General features: G+C 48.8%; 14 protein-coding genes and 1 riboswitch. Of the genes, 13 read left to right on the forward strand and 1 reads right to left on the reverse strand.

Going from position 1 to position 14,682, the window contains the following annotated elements:
• Positions 1-110 precede the first annotated feature (110 nt).
• Positions 111-1,220 (forward strand): LCP family protein, encoded by a 1,110-nt coding sequence (locus ACN9MT_RS02545; protein WP_308102347.1) that lies wholly within the window; start codon positions 111-113, stop codon positions 1,218-1,220.
• Between the two features lie 56 nt (positions 1,221-1,276).
• Here ACN9MT_RS02545 and phnF read toward each other — a convergent pair whose 3' ends face one another.
• Entirely contained in the window at positions 1,277-2,011 is a 735-nt protein-coding gene (phnF, locus tag ACN9MT_RS02550) for a phosphonate metabolism transcriptional regulator PhnF (RefSeq protein ID WP_081780439.1), read from the reverse strand.
• 128 nt (positions 2,012-2,139) lie between these two features.
• On the opposite strand from phnF, the gene ACN9MT_RS02555 reads away from it, so the two are divergent.
• The 12 genes from ACN9MT_RS02555 (at position 2,140) to lysA (ending at position 14,649) form a co-directional block, all read left to right on the forward strand.
• Complete coding sequence (locus tag ACN9MT_RS02555) at positions 2,140-3,288, forward strand: alanyl-tRNA editing protein (RefSeq protein WP_426272724.1); 1,149 nt, start codon at positions 2,140-2,142, stop codon at positions 3,286-3,288.
• Positions 3,285-3,713: a GNAT family N-acetyltransferase gene (locus ACN9MT_RS02560; protein WP_029340768.1), complete on the forward strand. Its 429-nt coding sequence runs from the start codon at positions 3,285-3,287 to the stop codon at positions 3,711-3,713. The genes ACN9MT_RS02555 and ACN9MT_RS02560 overlap by 4 nt, the downstream gene beginning before the upstream one ends.
• Before the next feature lie 118 nt (positions 3,714-3,831).
• The gene (locus ACN9MT_RS02565) at positions 3,832-5,037 is read left to right on the forward strand and encodes an argininosuccinate synthase (RefSeq protein WP_308102349.1); all 1,206 of its coding nucleotides are present in this window, start codon (positions 3,832-3,834) and stop codon (positions 5,035-5,037) included.
• Positions 5,034-6,404, forward strand: coding sequence for an argininosuccinate lyase (gene argH / locus ACN9MT_RS02570; protein ID WP_426272725.1), 1,371 nt, complete (start codon positions 5,034-5,036; stop codon positions 6,402-6,404). Before ACN9MT_RS02565 ends, argH begins: the two co-directional genes overlap by 4 nt.
• Before the next feature lie 70 nt (positions 6,405-6,474).
• Positions 6,475-6,652: riboswitch (Lysine riboswitch) on the forward strand.
• 112 nt (positions 6,653-6,764) lie between these two features.
• Entirely contained in the window at positions 6,765-7,964 is a 1,200-nt protein-coding gene (locus tag ACN9MT_RS02575; protein WP_056063449.1) for an aspartate kinase, read from the forward strand.
• A 13-nt stretch (positions 7,965-7,977) separates the two neighbouring features.
• Positions 7,978-8,970 carry an aspartate-semialdehyde dehydrogenase gene (locus ACN9MT_RS02580; protein ID WP_426272726.1) on the forward strand — a complete coding sequence of 331 codons (993 nt, stop codon included), beginning with the start codon at positions 7,978-7,980 and terminating at the stop codon, positions 8,968-8,970.
• Positions 8,971-8,987: 17 nt separating this feature from the next.
• Entirely contained in the window at positions 8,988-9,869 is an 882-nt protein-coding gene (gene dapA / locus ACN9MT_RS02585) for a 4-hydroxy-tetrahydrodipicolinate synthase (RefSeq protein WP_329470060.1), read from the forward strand.
• Positions 9,866-10,612: a 4-hydroxy-tetrahydrodipicolinate reductase gene (dapB, locus tag ACN9MT_RS02590; protein ID WP_329470061.1), complete on the forward strand. Its 747-nt coding sequence runs from the start codon at positions 9,866-9,868 to the stop codon at positions 10,610-10,612. The genes dapA and dapB overlap by 4 nt, the downstream gene beginning before the upstream one ends.
• Positions 10,599-11,306, forward strand: coding sequence for a 2,3,4,5-tetrahydropyridine-2,6-dicarboxylate N-acetyltransferase (dapD, locus tag ACN9MT_RS02595; RefSeq protein ID WP_029340774.1), 708 nt, complete (start codon positions 10,599-10,601; stop codon positions 11,304-11,306). The genes dapB and dapD overlap by 14 nt, the downstream gene beginning before the upstream one ends.
• 25 nt (positions 11,307-11,331) lie before the next feature.
• The gene (locus ACN9MT_RS02600) at positions 11,332-12,264 is read left to right on the forward strand and encodes a branched-chain amino acid transaminase (protein WP_023467124.1); all 933 of its coding nucleotides are present in this window, start codon (positions 11,332-11,334) and stop codon (positions 12,262-12,264) included.
• On the forward strand, positions 12,261-13,319 hold the full coding sequence (gene alr, locus ACN9MT_RS02605) for an alanine racemase (protein ID WP_426272727.1): 1,059 nt from the start codon (positions 12,261-12,263) through the stop codon (positions 13,317-13,319). The genes ACN9MT_RS02600 and alr overlap by 4 nt, the downstream gene beginning before the upstream one ends.
• A gap of 13 nt (positions 13,320-13,332) precedes the next feature.
• Positions 13,333-14,649, forward strand: a complete 1,317-nt coding sequence (gene lysA / locus ACN9MT_RS02610; RefSeq protein ID WP_426272728.1) for a diaminopimelate decarboxylase — start codon at positions 13,333-13,335, stop codon at positions 14,647-14,649.
• Positions 14,650-14,682 lie beyond the last annotated feature (33 nt).

The following is a 14,682-nucleotide window of genomic DNA, read 5'->3' on the forward strand; positions in this document are numbered from 1 at the left end:
CTATTCTGTGCGATTTCTTTAATCGAAACGTAAATTGACATTTCATTAAATGTCCGGATAATGGAGATTAGCGAACTTTACGGAAAATTTACATGAAAATGAGGGTTTACATGATGGAAACGCGATCCGCACGAAAGAGACAGCCAAGTGCTGGCAAGATGTTCATGAAAGTCGTCGCTGCACTCGTCCTGCTCGTCACAATCATCGGTTCTGGTTATGCTGGAGCTGTTTTTATCAAAACGCAAGAAACATTGGCAAAGACGCAGATTAAGATTCCCGGCTCAAAAGTGAGCTCTAAATATGATGATGTTCCGTCTGAATCATTCTTGATTCTCGGAACGGATGAAACGAAAAAAAGCAAGGAACGTCATGAACCAGCTCGTTCAGACGTCATGATCGTCGGAATTTTGAACAAAAAGACGGAGCAATTAGTGTTGACGAGTATCCCACGTGATTCACTCGTGAACATCGATTATTCGAAGTATGATATCCCTTACGGCAAGACAGGTGTTGAGCAAGATAAGATCACACATGCCCTTTACTTCGGTTCGATGGATAAATCGAATTCCTACAACGGCATTAAATTAGCACGTGAAACGACAGAAAACCTACTCGGGATTCAAATCGATCACGTCATCAAAGTTAATTTCCAAGGATTCGTTCAATTGATTGATGCATTAGATGGTGTAGATATCGATGTACGGTATGCGTTTAAAGAACAAGATTCAAAACGTAAAGCGGGTACCATCACCGTTGATAAAGGAAAGCAACATTTGACGGGGGAACAGGCACTGGCCTATGTCCGGAACCGTCATGATGATCCGCTCGGTGATATCGGTCGCGGACAAAAACAGATGCAAGTCATTCAAGCGGTCGCAAAAGAAGCGGCAAGTTTCCGTTCGCTCAGTGCATACCGTGATATTTTGGATGCCGTGGGTGATAATGTTGAAACAAACTTAGGACCGAATGATTACACACGCTTAGCAGATTTCACTGCAGCACTCCGTGACACAACGGAGTATCAGCTCGCTGGAGAAGGCTATATCGGCATTAGCGGGAAATGGGAATACCACCTCGATCCGAATCAACTGGAACAAGTGAAGAGCAACTTAGCGAAAGCGATGCAAGGTCAAGAAGTCAAGCCGATCGCAGATGAAACGGATGCTGTACAAGATACGACTGAACAAGCACCAGAGACAGAAACGATCCCTGCGCAGTAATCTATACACGAAAACCCCTCGAATCACCGTCACAGCATGGCGATTCGAGGGGTTTTTCAGCGTTGGCGTTCCATTTCGACAGTGAAGGTATATCGGTCTCCTCGGTAAGCAGAGATGACGTATTCAAACGGTTGTTCCGTCGCGAGATACGTCAGTTGCTCGACGGATAAGACAGGCGAAGCGGTCGACAAGCCAAGGTGACTCGCTTCTTCCTTTGTCGCGAGACGTGATTCAAACGTTTGACTCGCACGTCCGAGGTTTAATCCACTCGCTTCAGCAAATGCATAGAGTGATGCGGTCGCGACGTCTTGATCGAGTCCAGGCAAGAGTTGCTCTGGGATGTAGACGGTCTCAAGAGCAAGAGCTTGCTCATCAGCAATACGTAAACGCTTCAATTCATATACAGATGCGCCTTCACGAATCCGGAGCTTATTTGCGATCGTCATCGACGCGTCGATGATTTGATAGGAGAGGAGCGCACTCGTCGGTTCTAGTCCAAGATGTTCCATCTCTTCCGAGAAACTCGTCAAACCGGAAAGTTGCATGACGATTTTTTTATTCGCGACGAATGTTCCTCGTCCTTTTTGACGAATCAAGTAACCAGCGTTGACCAAGTTTGAAATGGCTTGACGAACCGTCATTCGGCTAATTTGGTGGGCCTCGGCGAATTCGCGCTCGGACGGAATCAAGTCTCCAGGTTGAAGGACACCGCTTTCGATTTGTTGTTTTAAGGCAGCTTCAATTTGATAGTAAATGGGGAGTGGTGAATTTTTATTGATGTGCTGAATCACGGCATTTCGTCCCTTCGCGATCGGTAGTCTTTCGTCTAGTGTACTAGGAAAAAGGCAAGCCGACAAACGGTTCTGGATGAAATATGGCATAATACAGAGTGAAACTGACAGAGAAAGGTGGTCGAGGCATGCGCCCCGAACAAATAGAATCCGATGTCCGAACCTTTCAGACATCCCTTCGTGCGACAAAACAAGTAGACGGCTATTGGGTTGCTTTAGAGAAAAGTTACTTTTATCCGGAGAGCGGTGGACAGCCAGCGGATCGTGGAACATTGAACAACCAACCTGTCCTTGACGTTCAAATCGAAGACGGTGTCGTCTGGCATCAACTGGCGAATCCGCTCACAGGAGACGTCACCGGGATCATAGATGATGCAGTCCGAATTGATCATGCGGCGCAACATACGGCACAACACGTCATCTCTGCGATTTTACACGATGAGTCGAACATCAAAACGCTTAGTTTTCGGACGGGAAGTGAGGTTTCGACGCTTGATATCGAGACACCTGAATGGACAACTATTCAACAAGAACAGCTGGATCGACGATTACGACATGTGATTGAACAAGGATTACCGATCACGGCGACTGAATATGACGAGGAGGAAGCCCTACGTCTACCATTACGAAAAACACCACAAGTCGAAGGACGAATTCGTGTCGTTCAAATCGGCACACTTGATTATAGTGCCTGTGGTGGGACGCATCTCGATTCGACGGCACAGCTCGAGTTGATTCTCTTTACTGGGGTCGAACGGATTCGTGGGAACATTCGTCTATCCTATGTCGCAAAGGAACGGGCATACCAACTTGTTCAGTCAGAACGTCACGCCTTGAGGGAAGCGGCGCAAGCTTTGTCAGTCAAGCCGGTTCAAATGCTAGAAGCCGTTCAAGCGTTACAAGAAGAACAAAAACGCTTAACGAAACAGGTCGAACACGCCCAGGAACAACTTGCAACATTCACGCTCGCTCAAGCTTTAGAACAACAAGAAGGTATTCTGATGTTTGAACATCTGAATGAAGAAATCAAAGCATCCGAGCAACTCGCTAAAGCGATCCAAGAAGCGGGACGCGTCGGCGTCGTCTGGAATGCGACGACAAACAAACTACTGATGAGTAGTCCAGGGGAACCCCATCTCGGGAAGTTCGCTAAAGCGCATGTCCAAGCATTCAATGGACGAGGTGGAGGAAGTGCGGTTCAGGCACAAGCACAATTTACGAATCGGGATGATGCGATGGCATATGTCGATCGATTACGGGAGGAATATCAGTTATGACAGTCATTCAAGTACGTACAGCAGAACAACATCAAGCCGTTCGGATGATCCGGGAGCGTGTCTTCGTCGAGGAACAAGGCGTACCACGTCATCTTGAATATGATACACATGATGAAACAGCGATTCATCTGCTTGTCCTCGATGAACAGAGTCGACCGGTTGCAACGGGTCGCACACGACCATATGACGACCAACGGATGAAGGTGGAGCGTGTGGCGACGCTGTCGACAGCCCGAGGAAAAGGATACGGTGGTGAGTTGATGCAGGCGATGGAACGTGTCGCGCGGCGTGAAGGAAAACAACTGCTGACACTCGGTGCACAAGTCCAAGCCATCCCGTTTTATCAAGGTCTTGGTTATACGATCGTCTCCGATGAATTCGACGATGCGGGCATTCCACACCGGACGATGGAGAAGAAAATGTAAGTTATTTTGAAAGAAATCCTGCAAAAAGGGTTTCTTTTTTTTGTTTTCTATGTATATATATAATTCATAATGAATTTTTATACAGACAAATGAATTAAAAACCAGGAGGGAATTATACATGTCAAAACAAAAATTAATCTTAGCGTACTCTGGGGGACTCGATACATCAGTAGCCATCAAATGGTTGAGCAAGGACTATGATGTCATTGCCTTATGCATGGATGTCGGAGAAGGAAAAGATTTATCCGTCATCAAGGAAAAAGCACTCCTCGTCGGTGCGATCGAATCAATCGTTCTCGATGTCAAAGAAGAATTCGCACAAGACTTTGTCTTGCCAGCACTTCAATATGGCGCCCATTACGAAAATGCCTATCCGTTGATCTCAGCGCTTTCGCGTCCATTGATCGCAGAAAAGCTCGTCGAAGTCGCACATCAGCATGGTGCGACGGCGGTCGCACACGGATGTACCGGAAAAGGGAACGACCAGGTCCGGTTCGAAGTTTCGGTCGCGGCACTTGATCCGTCACTCGAAGTCATCGCACCGGTTCGGGAATGGAAATGGTCACGGGAAGAAGAGATCGCCTACGCGAAAGAAAACAATGTGCCAATCCCGATCAACCTCGACAGCCCATACTCGATCGACATGAACCTTTGGGGACGGAGTAATGAATGTGGCGTCCTAGAAAATCCATGGACAGAACCACCACAAGACGCATATGCGTTGACGGTAGCACCAGAAGACGCTCCGGATCAGGCAGAAGAAGTCATTATCGGCTTTGAAGCAGGTGTTCCAGTTTCTATCAACGGGACGAAGTATCCATTAGCGAAACTGATTACGGAACTGAACATCATCGCTGGAGCACATGGGGTCGGACGGATCGACCACGTCGAGAACCGTCTCGTCGGTATCAAATCGCGGGAAGTCTATGAGTGCCCAGGCGCAACTGTTTTACTCAAAGCGCACGCTGCACTCGAAACGATTACATTGACGAAGGACGTCGCGCATTTCAAACCATTACTCAGCAAACAATACGCAGAAACAATCTACAACGGTCTCTTCCATGCGCCATTGACGAAAGGCTTGAAAGCTTTCTTGACGGCAACACAAAAGGACGTTACAGGAGAAGTTCGCGTTAAACTGTTCAAAGGAAATGCAACTGTTACAGGTCGTCAGTCGGCTGTCTCGCTTTATGATGAGAAACTTGCGACGTACACGAAAGAAGATGCATTCGATCATGAAGCAGCAAAAGGCTTCATCAAATTACACGGTCTTGCCGTTTCAACGCATGCGAGTGTACATCGTCAGGCAGGTGTAACGAAATGACCAAACTCTGGGGTGGACGTTTTACGGAAAGTGCTTCCGCTCAAGCGGAAGCCTTCGGAGCATCAATCACGTTCGATCAAAAATTAGCAAGCGTTGATTTGAAAGGCAGTCTCGCACATGCACAGATGTTATTTGAACAAGGGATTCTCGCTCAAGATGAGTGGACACAAATCCAGCAAGGATTAAAGCAACTCGAAGCGACGTTAAAGGACCATTCCTACACATTAGCGGACGAAGACATTCATATGAATCTTGAGCGTTTGTTGACGGAACAGATCGGTCCAGTTGCAGGGAAACTGCATACGGCACGGAGCCGAAACGATCAAGTCGCAACCGATTTACATCTATGGATGGAGCAGCATGTCGAAGCGTTGACGACGGCATTACGCGAGCTCCAATCGGTCATTACGGAACAAGCTGAGCAACATATCGAGACGGTTATGCCGGGGTATACGCATTTGCAACGGGCACAACCAATCTCGCTTGCGCATCACTTGCTCGCTTATTTCTGGATGTTCGAACGTGATGTCGAACGATTGACGGACAATCAAAAACGAATTCGGAAATCACCACTCGGGGCAGGCGCGCTCGCGGGGACCACGTTCCCGATCGACCGTTTCCGTTCTGCCGAGTTGCTCGGTTTTGAGTCGGTCTATCCGAACAGTCTCGATGCTGTCTCCGATCGTGACTTCGTCATTGAATATCTCGGAATCGCCTCAACCGTCATGATGCATCTCTCACGTTTTTGTGAAGAAATCATCATCTGGGCGTCGCAAGAATTCGGCTTCATCGAGTTGTCTGACGCCTTCTCGACAGGCTCAAGCATGATGCCACAAAAGAAAAACCCTGATTTTGCTGAATTGATTCGTGGAAAAACAGGTCGCGTCTACGGCAACCTGATGGGCTTCTTGACGACGATGAAGGCATTACCACTCGCTTACAACAAAGACATGCAAGAGGATAAGGAAGGGGTCTTCGATACAGCAGATACCGTTCTCAAGTCCGTTCAAATCTTCACCGGAATGATTGAATCCGCGACGTTTAAGACCGAAGCGCTCAAGAAGGCGACAATGCAAGACTTCTCGAATGCAACGGAACTCGCCGACTACCTTGTAACGAAAGGCATACCATTCCGGGAAGCGCATGAAATCGTAGGGAAAGCCGTCCTTTACTGTGTGCAGAACGGTTGTTTCCTGAAGGACTTGAATCTCAAGACGTATCAAACGTTCCATCCTGATATCACAGAAGACGTCTATCCGCTCCTCGATCCGGTTCAAGCAGTGGCACGCCGGACAAGCTACGGCGGTACAGGGTTTGCTGCCGTTTCGGAGCAACTCGAACTCGCGAAACAGCATCTTGCGAATTGACGAATTTTGAAAAAAATCAGTCAAATGACTGGATTTAACAAAAGATGTCTGCTATAACTGTAACTAACAACCGACAGATAGAGGCGCGGATGACATGAGTAGCATCATTCTTGAAGGCAAGCATGCTGAATGATGTGAAAGGGGAAGTCCGCCGAAGTGAACGAGAAGATGCTTCTTCTTATTTGCTGGTACAACGGTTAAGATCCGTTGTACTGCCGAAACCGATGTTTCGGAGCGCTATCTTACGTAAAAGAACGAATGACTTTGTCTTCGTTTGTCCGATCGTGATAACGACGGGCCGTAGGAACGCTCCTACCGGCCCGTCGTTTTTTTCTGTATCGGGACAAAGGAGATAGGATTGTGACAACTGTACTTAAATTTGGTGGAAGCTCGGTTGCGACTGTCGAACAGATTCAGTCTATTGCGAATTATTTGAAGAGTCGCGCAGCCGAAGGTGAAAAACTCGTCGTCGTCGTTTCGGCGATGGGCAAGATGACAGATTCTTTGATCGCTCAGGCACAAGCCATCACGGATCGCCCTGAGCGGCGAGAACTCGATCGGTTGCTTGCCATCGGAGAAGAACAGACGATTTCATTACTCAGCATCGCTCTCAACTCACTTGGCGTCAAAGCGTTATCGCAAACGGGCGCGCAAGCAGGGATCAGCACGATGGGCGTGCATACGAAAAGTAAAATCAAACAGATCGATGGAGATCTATTACGACAAAAACTCGAAACGTACGATGTTGTCATCGTCGCCGGATTCCAAGGTGTCAACGAACTTGGTGACGTGACGACACTCGGACGAGGCGGATCGGATACGACGGCTGTTGCTCTTGCGGCAGTCCTTGATAAACGGTGTGAAATCTACACTGATGTCGACGGTGTGTATACGGCTGATCCACGAATCCATGCCACTGCTCAACCGATTCCGCACATCTCATATGATGAGATGATGGAGATGAGCGCCCTCGGATCGAAGGTTATGGAAATGCGGAGTGTCGAATTAGGAAAAAAATACGGCGTACACATCTTCGTCGGGAAAACACTTGAATCGAAAAGGGGAACATGGATCATGGAAGCGACGGAAACAATGGAACAAAAAGCGGTCACGAGTGTCAGTGTCACGAAGAACGTCTTGACGGTATCAATTAAACACGTACCGCAAACGAACGCAGCAGTAGCCGATATCTTCGAACTCTTATCGAACCGTCACGTCAATATCGACATGATCAGTCAAACGACGTTCGACAGTGACATCTTCTTATCGTTCTCTTGTCCACTCGACGAAGAAGAGTTCCTCGATGAAGCATTGAAAGATATCATGGATCGCTTCACGACAGTCAAGGTCGATCGCCACGATCAGCACGCGAAGTTGTCTGTCGTCGGAATCGGGATGCGGGATGCGACAGGTGTTGCCTCAAAGTTGTTCGCGATCTTCCGAGCAGAGAACATCCCGTTCTATCAAGTCACGACATCAGAAATCAGCATCTCGTATACGATTGCACAAGCAGATATTGAACGGACGGTTGCAGCGATTGCAAACGCGTTCGAGTTATAAGGAGGAAAACAGCATGTATCATGTAGCCGTCATTGGAGCAACCGGCGCCGTCGGTCAAAAAATGTTACAAGTACTCGCAGAACTGGATTTCCCGGTCAGTCGCTTATCCGCCTATGCTTCTGCTCGTTCAGCAGGGAACACGGTACAGTTCAAAGGAGAAGACATCACGATTCAAGCGTTGACACCGAACATCACGGAAGACGGTATCGATGTCGCGCTGTTCGCAGCGGGCGGAACGATCAGTGAACAATATGCCCCTTTACTAGCTGAAAATGGAACACTCGTCGTCGATAACTCAAGTGCCTTCCGGATGCAGGAGACGATTCCACTCGTCGTACCAGAAGTTAATCCACAAGCAATTCAAGCGATGGATCGCTTAATCGCGAATCCGAACTGTTCGACGATTCAATCCGTCGTCGCCTTAGCACCGCTCCAGTCACTGGGATTCGAACGGATCAATTACACGACGTATCAGGCAGTATCGGGTTCTGGTCAAAAAGGGATCGAGGACTTGGCGCGTGGGGCGCGCGGAGAAGAACCTGTCAATTATCCGCATCCGATTCACGATAACATCTTGCCGCATATCGATGTGTTCCTTGAGAACGGCTATACGAAAGAGGAGCAGAAGATGATTGATGAAACAAGAAAAATCTTCAATCTTCCAGCATTGCCTGTCAGTGCGACGTGTGTCCGGGTTCCGGTCACGAACTCTCACTCGGTTGCAATCAATGTCACGTTTACACAACCGACGACGGTTGCAACGATTCGTGAAGCACTTAAAAACGCACCCGGCGTCGTCCTCGTCGATGATGTCGCGAATACACGCTATCCGATGCCACTCGATGCGAGTGGGACGGACGACGTCTACGTCGGTCGGATTCGACAAGATGATAGTCTCGCGAACACGTTCCATCTTTGGTGTGTAGCTGACAACATCCGAAAAGGTGCTGCGTCGAACGCCGTACAAGTTGCACGCCAAGCGATCGAAGAGTCGATTCATTCATAAAAAAGGAGGAGTTCTTCATGTTCAAAGGAGCAGGTACAGCACTCGTCACACCATTTAATGAAGCAGGCGAGTTGGATTTACATGTATTCGAACGCTTGATCGAGCAACAACTCGCAGCAGGGATTCAGGCACTTGTCGTCGGAGGGACGACAGGAGAAGGCTCGACATTGACGAATACGGAATTCGAACAACTACTGACGACTGCCGTTCAGGTCACGGCAGGACGAGTACCCATCATTGCAGGAACGGGTTCGAACAACACGGCAGTAACGATCGAGAAAACATTACTCGCAGAACGCCTCGGTGCGGACGCAGCGATGCTTGTGACGCCTTATTACAATAAAACATCACAAGCTGGTCTCATCGCACACTTCACGGCAGTTGCTGATGCTACACAATTACCAATCATGCTGTACAATGTCCCGTCACGGACTGGTGTTGCGATTGCCGTCGAAACAGCGGTGACATTGGCACGTCATCCTCGGATTCAAGCTTTTAAAGAAGCGAGTGGAGACGTCAGCTTCATGGGTGAACTGATGGCGGCGATTCCGGAAGACTTCGCGGTCTTCTGTGGAAATGATGATCAAATCCTACCGTACATGGCATGGGGTGCACAGGGCGTCATCTCGGTTCTTTCAAATCCGTATCCAGCAGAGACACAAGCACTTGCTGAAGCGTTACTCGCGCAAGATCTCGCCACGGCCCGCCGGATTCAGGCAGACTTGTTACCAGTCATCGGTGCTTTGTTCAGTGACGTCAATCCGATTCCAGTTAAAGCATCGCTTGAAGAACTTGGCTTTGCTGTCGGTGCACCGCGCTTACCACTCGTCCGTCAATCGGAATCGGGTCATGCCCATTTACTTGAAACAATGCGTGCTTACAAAGGAGTGGTTCGATGAGACTCGCGTTACACGGTTATGGGGCGACAGGACAATACGTCGTCGAACTAGCAGCGCAAAGTGTCGTTGCGATCGTTGACCGGACGAAGTCATCCGATACAATCGCTTCATATGCCGAGCTGACGGAGATGTCAGAAACAGTCGATGCGATCATCGACTTCTCGCATCCGAGTTTGCTACCGGATCTACTCGCATACGGGCTGGCGACAAAGACGCCACTCGTTATCGCGACGACTGGTTTTTCTGAAGCGGAGCTTGCGTCCATCAAGGACGCTGCAAAAGAAATTCCGATCTTCCAGTCGTATAACATGTCGTATGGTATCGCAATGGTGCAGCAACTACTGAAGACACTGGTGCCACTGGCAGGGGCGTATGACATCGAATTGCTTGAGAAACATCATAATCAAAAAGTCGATGCTCCAAGTGGGACGGCCGAGTTGTTACTGCAAACGATTCAGACGGCACGTGACGTCACACCTGTGTATGACCGGTCGCAGACGCGGCAAAAGCGGGAGACGAACGAGATCGGGATGCATGCGATGCGCGGTGGAACGATCTTCGGAGAACACGAAGTCTTATTCGCAGGTGTCGACGAGTTGATTGAAATCAAACATACAGCGCTATCGAAAAAAGTATTTGCTTCTGGTGCGATCAAAGCAGCTGAAGCACTCATTCAAAAAACAGCGGGACTCTATACGTTAGAGACGCTCTACACACAGGAGGATTCACATGTTACTCACTGATGCTTACGAAATTGCTAAATTCATTAAAGATGCAAAAAAACAAACACCGGTAAAACTTTATGTTAACGGCGATTTGGCGGGCTTGACGATCGAAGGTGCTACAGCGTTCGGATCAGATGAATCAAAAATTTTCTTCGCAGATGCAGGACTTGCGGCTACTTTCTTAGAAAAGTATTCAGATCGCATCACGGATGTTCATGTGGAGTATGACCGTCGCAACAGTGCGGTACCTATGCTTGATACACGTCATTTGAATGCGCGAATCGAACCAGGTTCATGGATTCGTGATCATGTCGTCATTGGTGACAACGCGGTCGTTATGATGGGTGCCATCATTAATATCGGCGCATCGATCGGAGATGGTACAATGATTGATATGAACGCTGTCGTCGGTGCACGTGGGACGATCGGGAAAAACGTTCATGTCGGCGCAGGTGCCGTGGTCGCGGGTGTCCTCGAACCACCTTCAAAAACACCTGTCATCATTGAAGACGGTGTCTTGATTGGTGCGAATGCAGTCATTCTCGAAGGCGTCAAAGTCGGTAAAGATGCCGTCGTCGCTGCCGGTAGTGTCGTCACAGAAGACGTACCTGCTGGAAGCGTCGTTGCCGGAACACCTGCACGTGTCATCAAACAGAAAGATGCGAAAACAGAAGAGAAGACGCAATTGGTGGATGATTTACGTTCACTCTGATTGACGTCGAAGAGGAGGAAAACACATGGCAGTGGATACACAGTATGGAGAAGCAATTTGGTTAGATGGAGTCTTTCATGATCCGAAAGATGCGAACACGAGCGTCATGTCACATGCGATTCACTATGGTAGTGGATTCTTTGAAGGAATTCGTGCCTACGCGACACCGGACGGACCGGCGATTTTCCAATTGAAGGAACATATTGAACGTCTTTTCCGTAGTTGCGCCTATTACCACGTCACAATTCCGTATACGGTTGATGAACTCGTCCAGGCGACGATTGATCTAGTTGCGAAAAACGGATTCGAATCTTGTTATATCCGTCCATTCGTGTTCCTCGGTACGCCATGGCAAGCATTGATGGCGAAAGATACGACAGTTCATGTCGGCATCTCTTGCTGGGAACTTGGGGAATACTTCGATAAAGGCGCTGGCATCCGTGCTAAAGTCGCGTCATATCGCCGCGTCTCATCAACGATGATGCCGATGCAAGCGAAAGCGGCTGCCAACTATATGAACTCACAACTCTTAAAAGGTGAAGCCATCCGTGATGGATTTGATGAAGCAATCGCACTCGACATGAACGGAAATGTCAGTGAAGCGAGTGTCGCGAACCTCTTCCTTCTTAAAAACGGAACGATTCATACACCATCACTTGATTGTTCAGTACTCGATGGTATCACACGCCAAGTCATTATCCGTTTGGCACAAGATCAAGGCTATCCTGTCGTCGAACGCCACATCGGACGCGATGAATTATATGTCGCAGATGAGATTTTCTTAACAGGAACAGCTGCTGAAATCACGAGTGTCGGTGAAATCGATCATATCTCCATCAACGGCGGAACACGGAACGTCGCAGATGAATTGCTCGATCTTTACCGTCAAGCCGTCACAGGTCAATTGCCGCAATACGCGGATTGGTTGACGTATGTGACACCAGCTGTCGCGGAATGACGACGCGTACACTCGTCACGATCGATCGGAAGGCGGTGCGACAGAACGTCGCATCGGTCTTCGCTCGGTCACGTAAACATATTTTTGCCGTGGTCAAGAACAATGCGTATAACTTAGGTATGCTCGAGATGGTTGAGACGCTGATGGCGTCTGATGTTCATCATTTTGCTGTCGCCGAGTTGTATGAAGCCATTGAAATCAAAACGAATTTTCCAGACAGTTATGTACTGGTGATGAATCCGACGGAGGATTTTGAAACAGCACGACGTTTCGGAATTGCACTCGGTGTCTCATCGCTAGAATGGCTCGCTCTCCACAGTGAACAGCTGCAGGGAATCGAGTTACATTTGAAGATCAACGTCGGGATGAACCGTTTTGGTGTCAGTTCGCTTCAGGAAGCGGAAGCTGTCCTTGCGCTTGCGCAAGCAGATTCACTCGCTTTAACGGGTTTATATACACACTTTCCACTTGCCGATGAGCCGGATGCGGATCACGATGGACAAGTCGAACGTTTCGTCGCCATTGCCGATGTACTACGAAAGCGCCATACGTTTACGTATATGCACTCTGAAAACAGTGCAACGATCGTCAAACACGATCCGCGTCTCGCATTTTGTAATTATGTCCGTCCCGGGATCTTCTTATTCGGCTATTCGCCGATCGAAAAGATGGACTGGCTCGTTCCTTCGCTACGGATGACGACGGAGGTCGTTGAAATTCGCGAAATCGGACCAGGTGAGCACGTAGGATATGGCACGAATTTTACGAGTACAGAACCGATGCGGATCGCTATTTTGCCCGTCGGCTATGGGGACGGTGTTGTCCGTGGACGGGCCGTTCTACCCGTTCATATTAAAGGAAAGCCTTATCCAGTTATCAATAAACTATTCATGAGTCATACGTTCGTCGCTGTCGATGGGACGGTTGAGGTCGGAGACGAGGTCGTGCTATACGGGGATGGCGTTGAAATTGACGATATCACCCGGACAGGAGCAGCGAACAATTCAGAGCAGATGTGTGCCCGGTCTTGGCGTTTGACGCATCAGTATCTATAAGGAGGAACTTATTATGTATGGAAGTCAATACCTGACAGAAGAAAACAATACGTTGCACATCGATGGTGTCGCAGCGACCGATCTTGCAGCACAGTACGGAACACCGTTGTACGTGATGGCAGAACGGGAGCTGACGGATCGACTGGCGACCGTCCGGGAACACTTCCTTGATAAGTATCCGAATACGTATGCTTCCTTCGCTTCTAAAGCATTGACTGTCAGTGCGGTGTATGAACAAGTCGTACGTCATGGTCTTGGAATTGACGTCGTCACGGGCGGGGAACTCTTCATCGCCCGTCAATCGGGCGTTCCAGCAGAACGAATTTATTTCCATGGTTCGAATAAATCAACGGCTGATCTTCAGTATGCTGTCGAAGAAGGTGTCGGACGAATCGTCATCGATCACTTTGCAGAGATTGCACAACTGGAAGCGATTGCGGCACAAGCTGGTCGAACGGTTCATGTCTTGATTCGGATCGTGCCACAAGTCATCGGTGGAGCGCATGCGAAAATTCAGACAGGTGGTGTCGATACGAAATTCGGTTTCTCGACACATGCGTCAGATTACTTGGACGCAATCGAAGCGATTTTAGCATCAGGACATCTATCGTTACTTGGCATCCATTGTCATGTCGGTTCGCAAATCCAAGATCCGTCGCTGTTCGAACAGACGGCTCGGACGATGATGGGCTTCGTCGAAACAATTCGTGTACAACATGATTTCACAGTCAGCGAAGTCAACGTTGGAGGTGGGTTCGGAATTGCCTATACACAGGACGACCAGCCACTTGATTTTGAAGCGACGATCGCACGCGTCATGGATGTCATTGAGACGGAAACGGCACGACTTGGCATCGAACGTCCGCGAATCGGTATCGAACCAGGACGCTGGGTCGTTGCGAATGCAGGGACGACACTTTATACAGTTGGGGCAATCAAAGAGATCGAAGGCGTCCGGACATATCTTTCGGTGGACGGTGGAATGACGGATAACATTCGTCCCGCACTTTACGGAGCGGTTTATAAAACCGTCATCGCTAACCGGATGAGTGGCGAAACGACTGAAATGACTGTCGTTGGAGCAGCTTGTGAATCAGGTGATCTCGTCGCTGAAAAAGCGCAGTTAGTTACGCCAAAGAGTGGCGATACCCTCGCTGTATTTGGAACGGGAGCGTATAACTTCTCGATGGCAAGCAACTACAATCAATTCTTACGTCCGGCACTCGTCTTCGTTCGGGACGGGGAATCCCGCGAAGTCGTCCGTCGACAAACATATGCGGACTTAGTTCAGTGTGATCTTGGAATCAATGGGGTCCGTTCGGAGTCATAAGAGGTGAGGGGTCAAGCGATTGACAACAAAAAA

This window comes from Exiguobacterium sp. R-17 (assembly GCF_049913315.1).
In the GTDB taxonomy this organism is placed as follows: Bacteria; Bacillota; Bacilli; order Exiguobacteriales; family Exiguobacteriaceae; genus Exiguobacterium_A.

Coding starts and splice junctions, on each gene's coding strand:
- ACN9MT_RS02545 (WP_308102347.1), top strand. CDS start 111: ATGATGGAAACGCGATCCGCACGAAAGAGACAGCCAAGTGCTGGCAAG.
- ACN9MT_RS02555 (WP_426272724.1), top strand. CDS start 2,140: ATGCGCCCCGAACAAATAGAATCCGATGTCCGAACCTTTCAGACATCC.
- ACN9MT_RS02560 (WP_029340768.1), top strand. CDS start 3,285: ATGACAGTCATTCAAGTACGTACAGCAGAACAACATCAAGCCGTTCGG.
- ACN9MT_RS02565 (WP_308102349.1), top strand. CDS start 3,832: ATGTCAAAACAAAAATTAATCTTAGCGTACTCTGGGGGACTCGATACA.
- argH (WP_426272725.1), top strand. CDS start 5,034: ATGACCAAACTCTGGGGTGGACGTTTTACGGAAAGTGCTTCCGCTCAA.
- ACN9MT_RS02580 (WP_426272726.1), top strand. CDS start 7,978: ATGTATCATGTAGCCGTCATTGGAGCAACCGGCGCCGTCGGTCAAAAA.
- dapA (WP_329470060.1), top strand. CDS start 8,988: ATGTTCAAAGGAGCAGGTACAGCACTCGTCACACCATTTAATGAAGCA.
- dapB (WP_329470061.1), top strand. CDS start 9,866: ATGAGACTCGCGTTACACGGTTATGGGGCGACAGGACAATACGTCGTC.
- dapD (WP_029340774.1), top strand. CDS start 10,599: ATGTTACTCACTGATGCTTACGAAATTGCTAAATTCATTAAAGATGCA.
- ACN9MT_RS02600 (WP_023467124.1), top strand. CDS start 11,332: ATGGCAGTGGATACACAGTATGGAGAAGCAATTTGGTTAGATGGAGTC.
- alr (WP_426272727.1), top strand. CDS start 12,261: ATGACGACGCGTACACTCGTCACGATCGATCGGAAGGCGGTGCGACAG.
- lysA (WP_426272728.1), top strand. CDS start 13,333: ATGTATGGAAGTCAATACCTGACAGAAGAAAACAATACGTTGCACATC.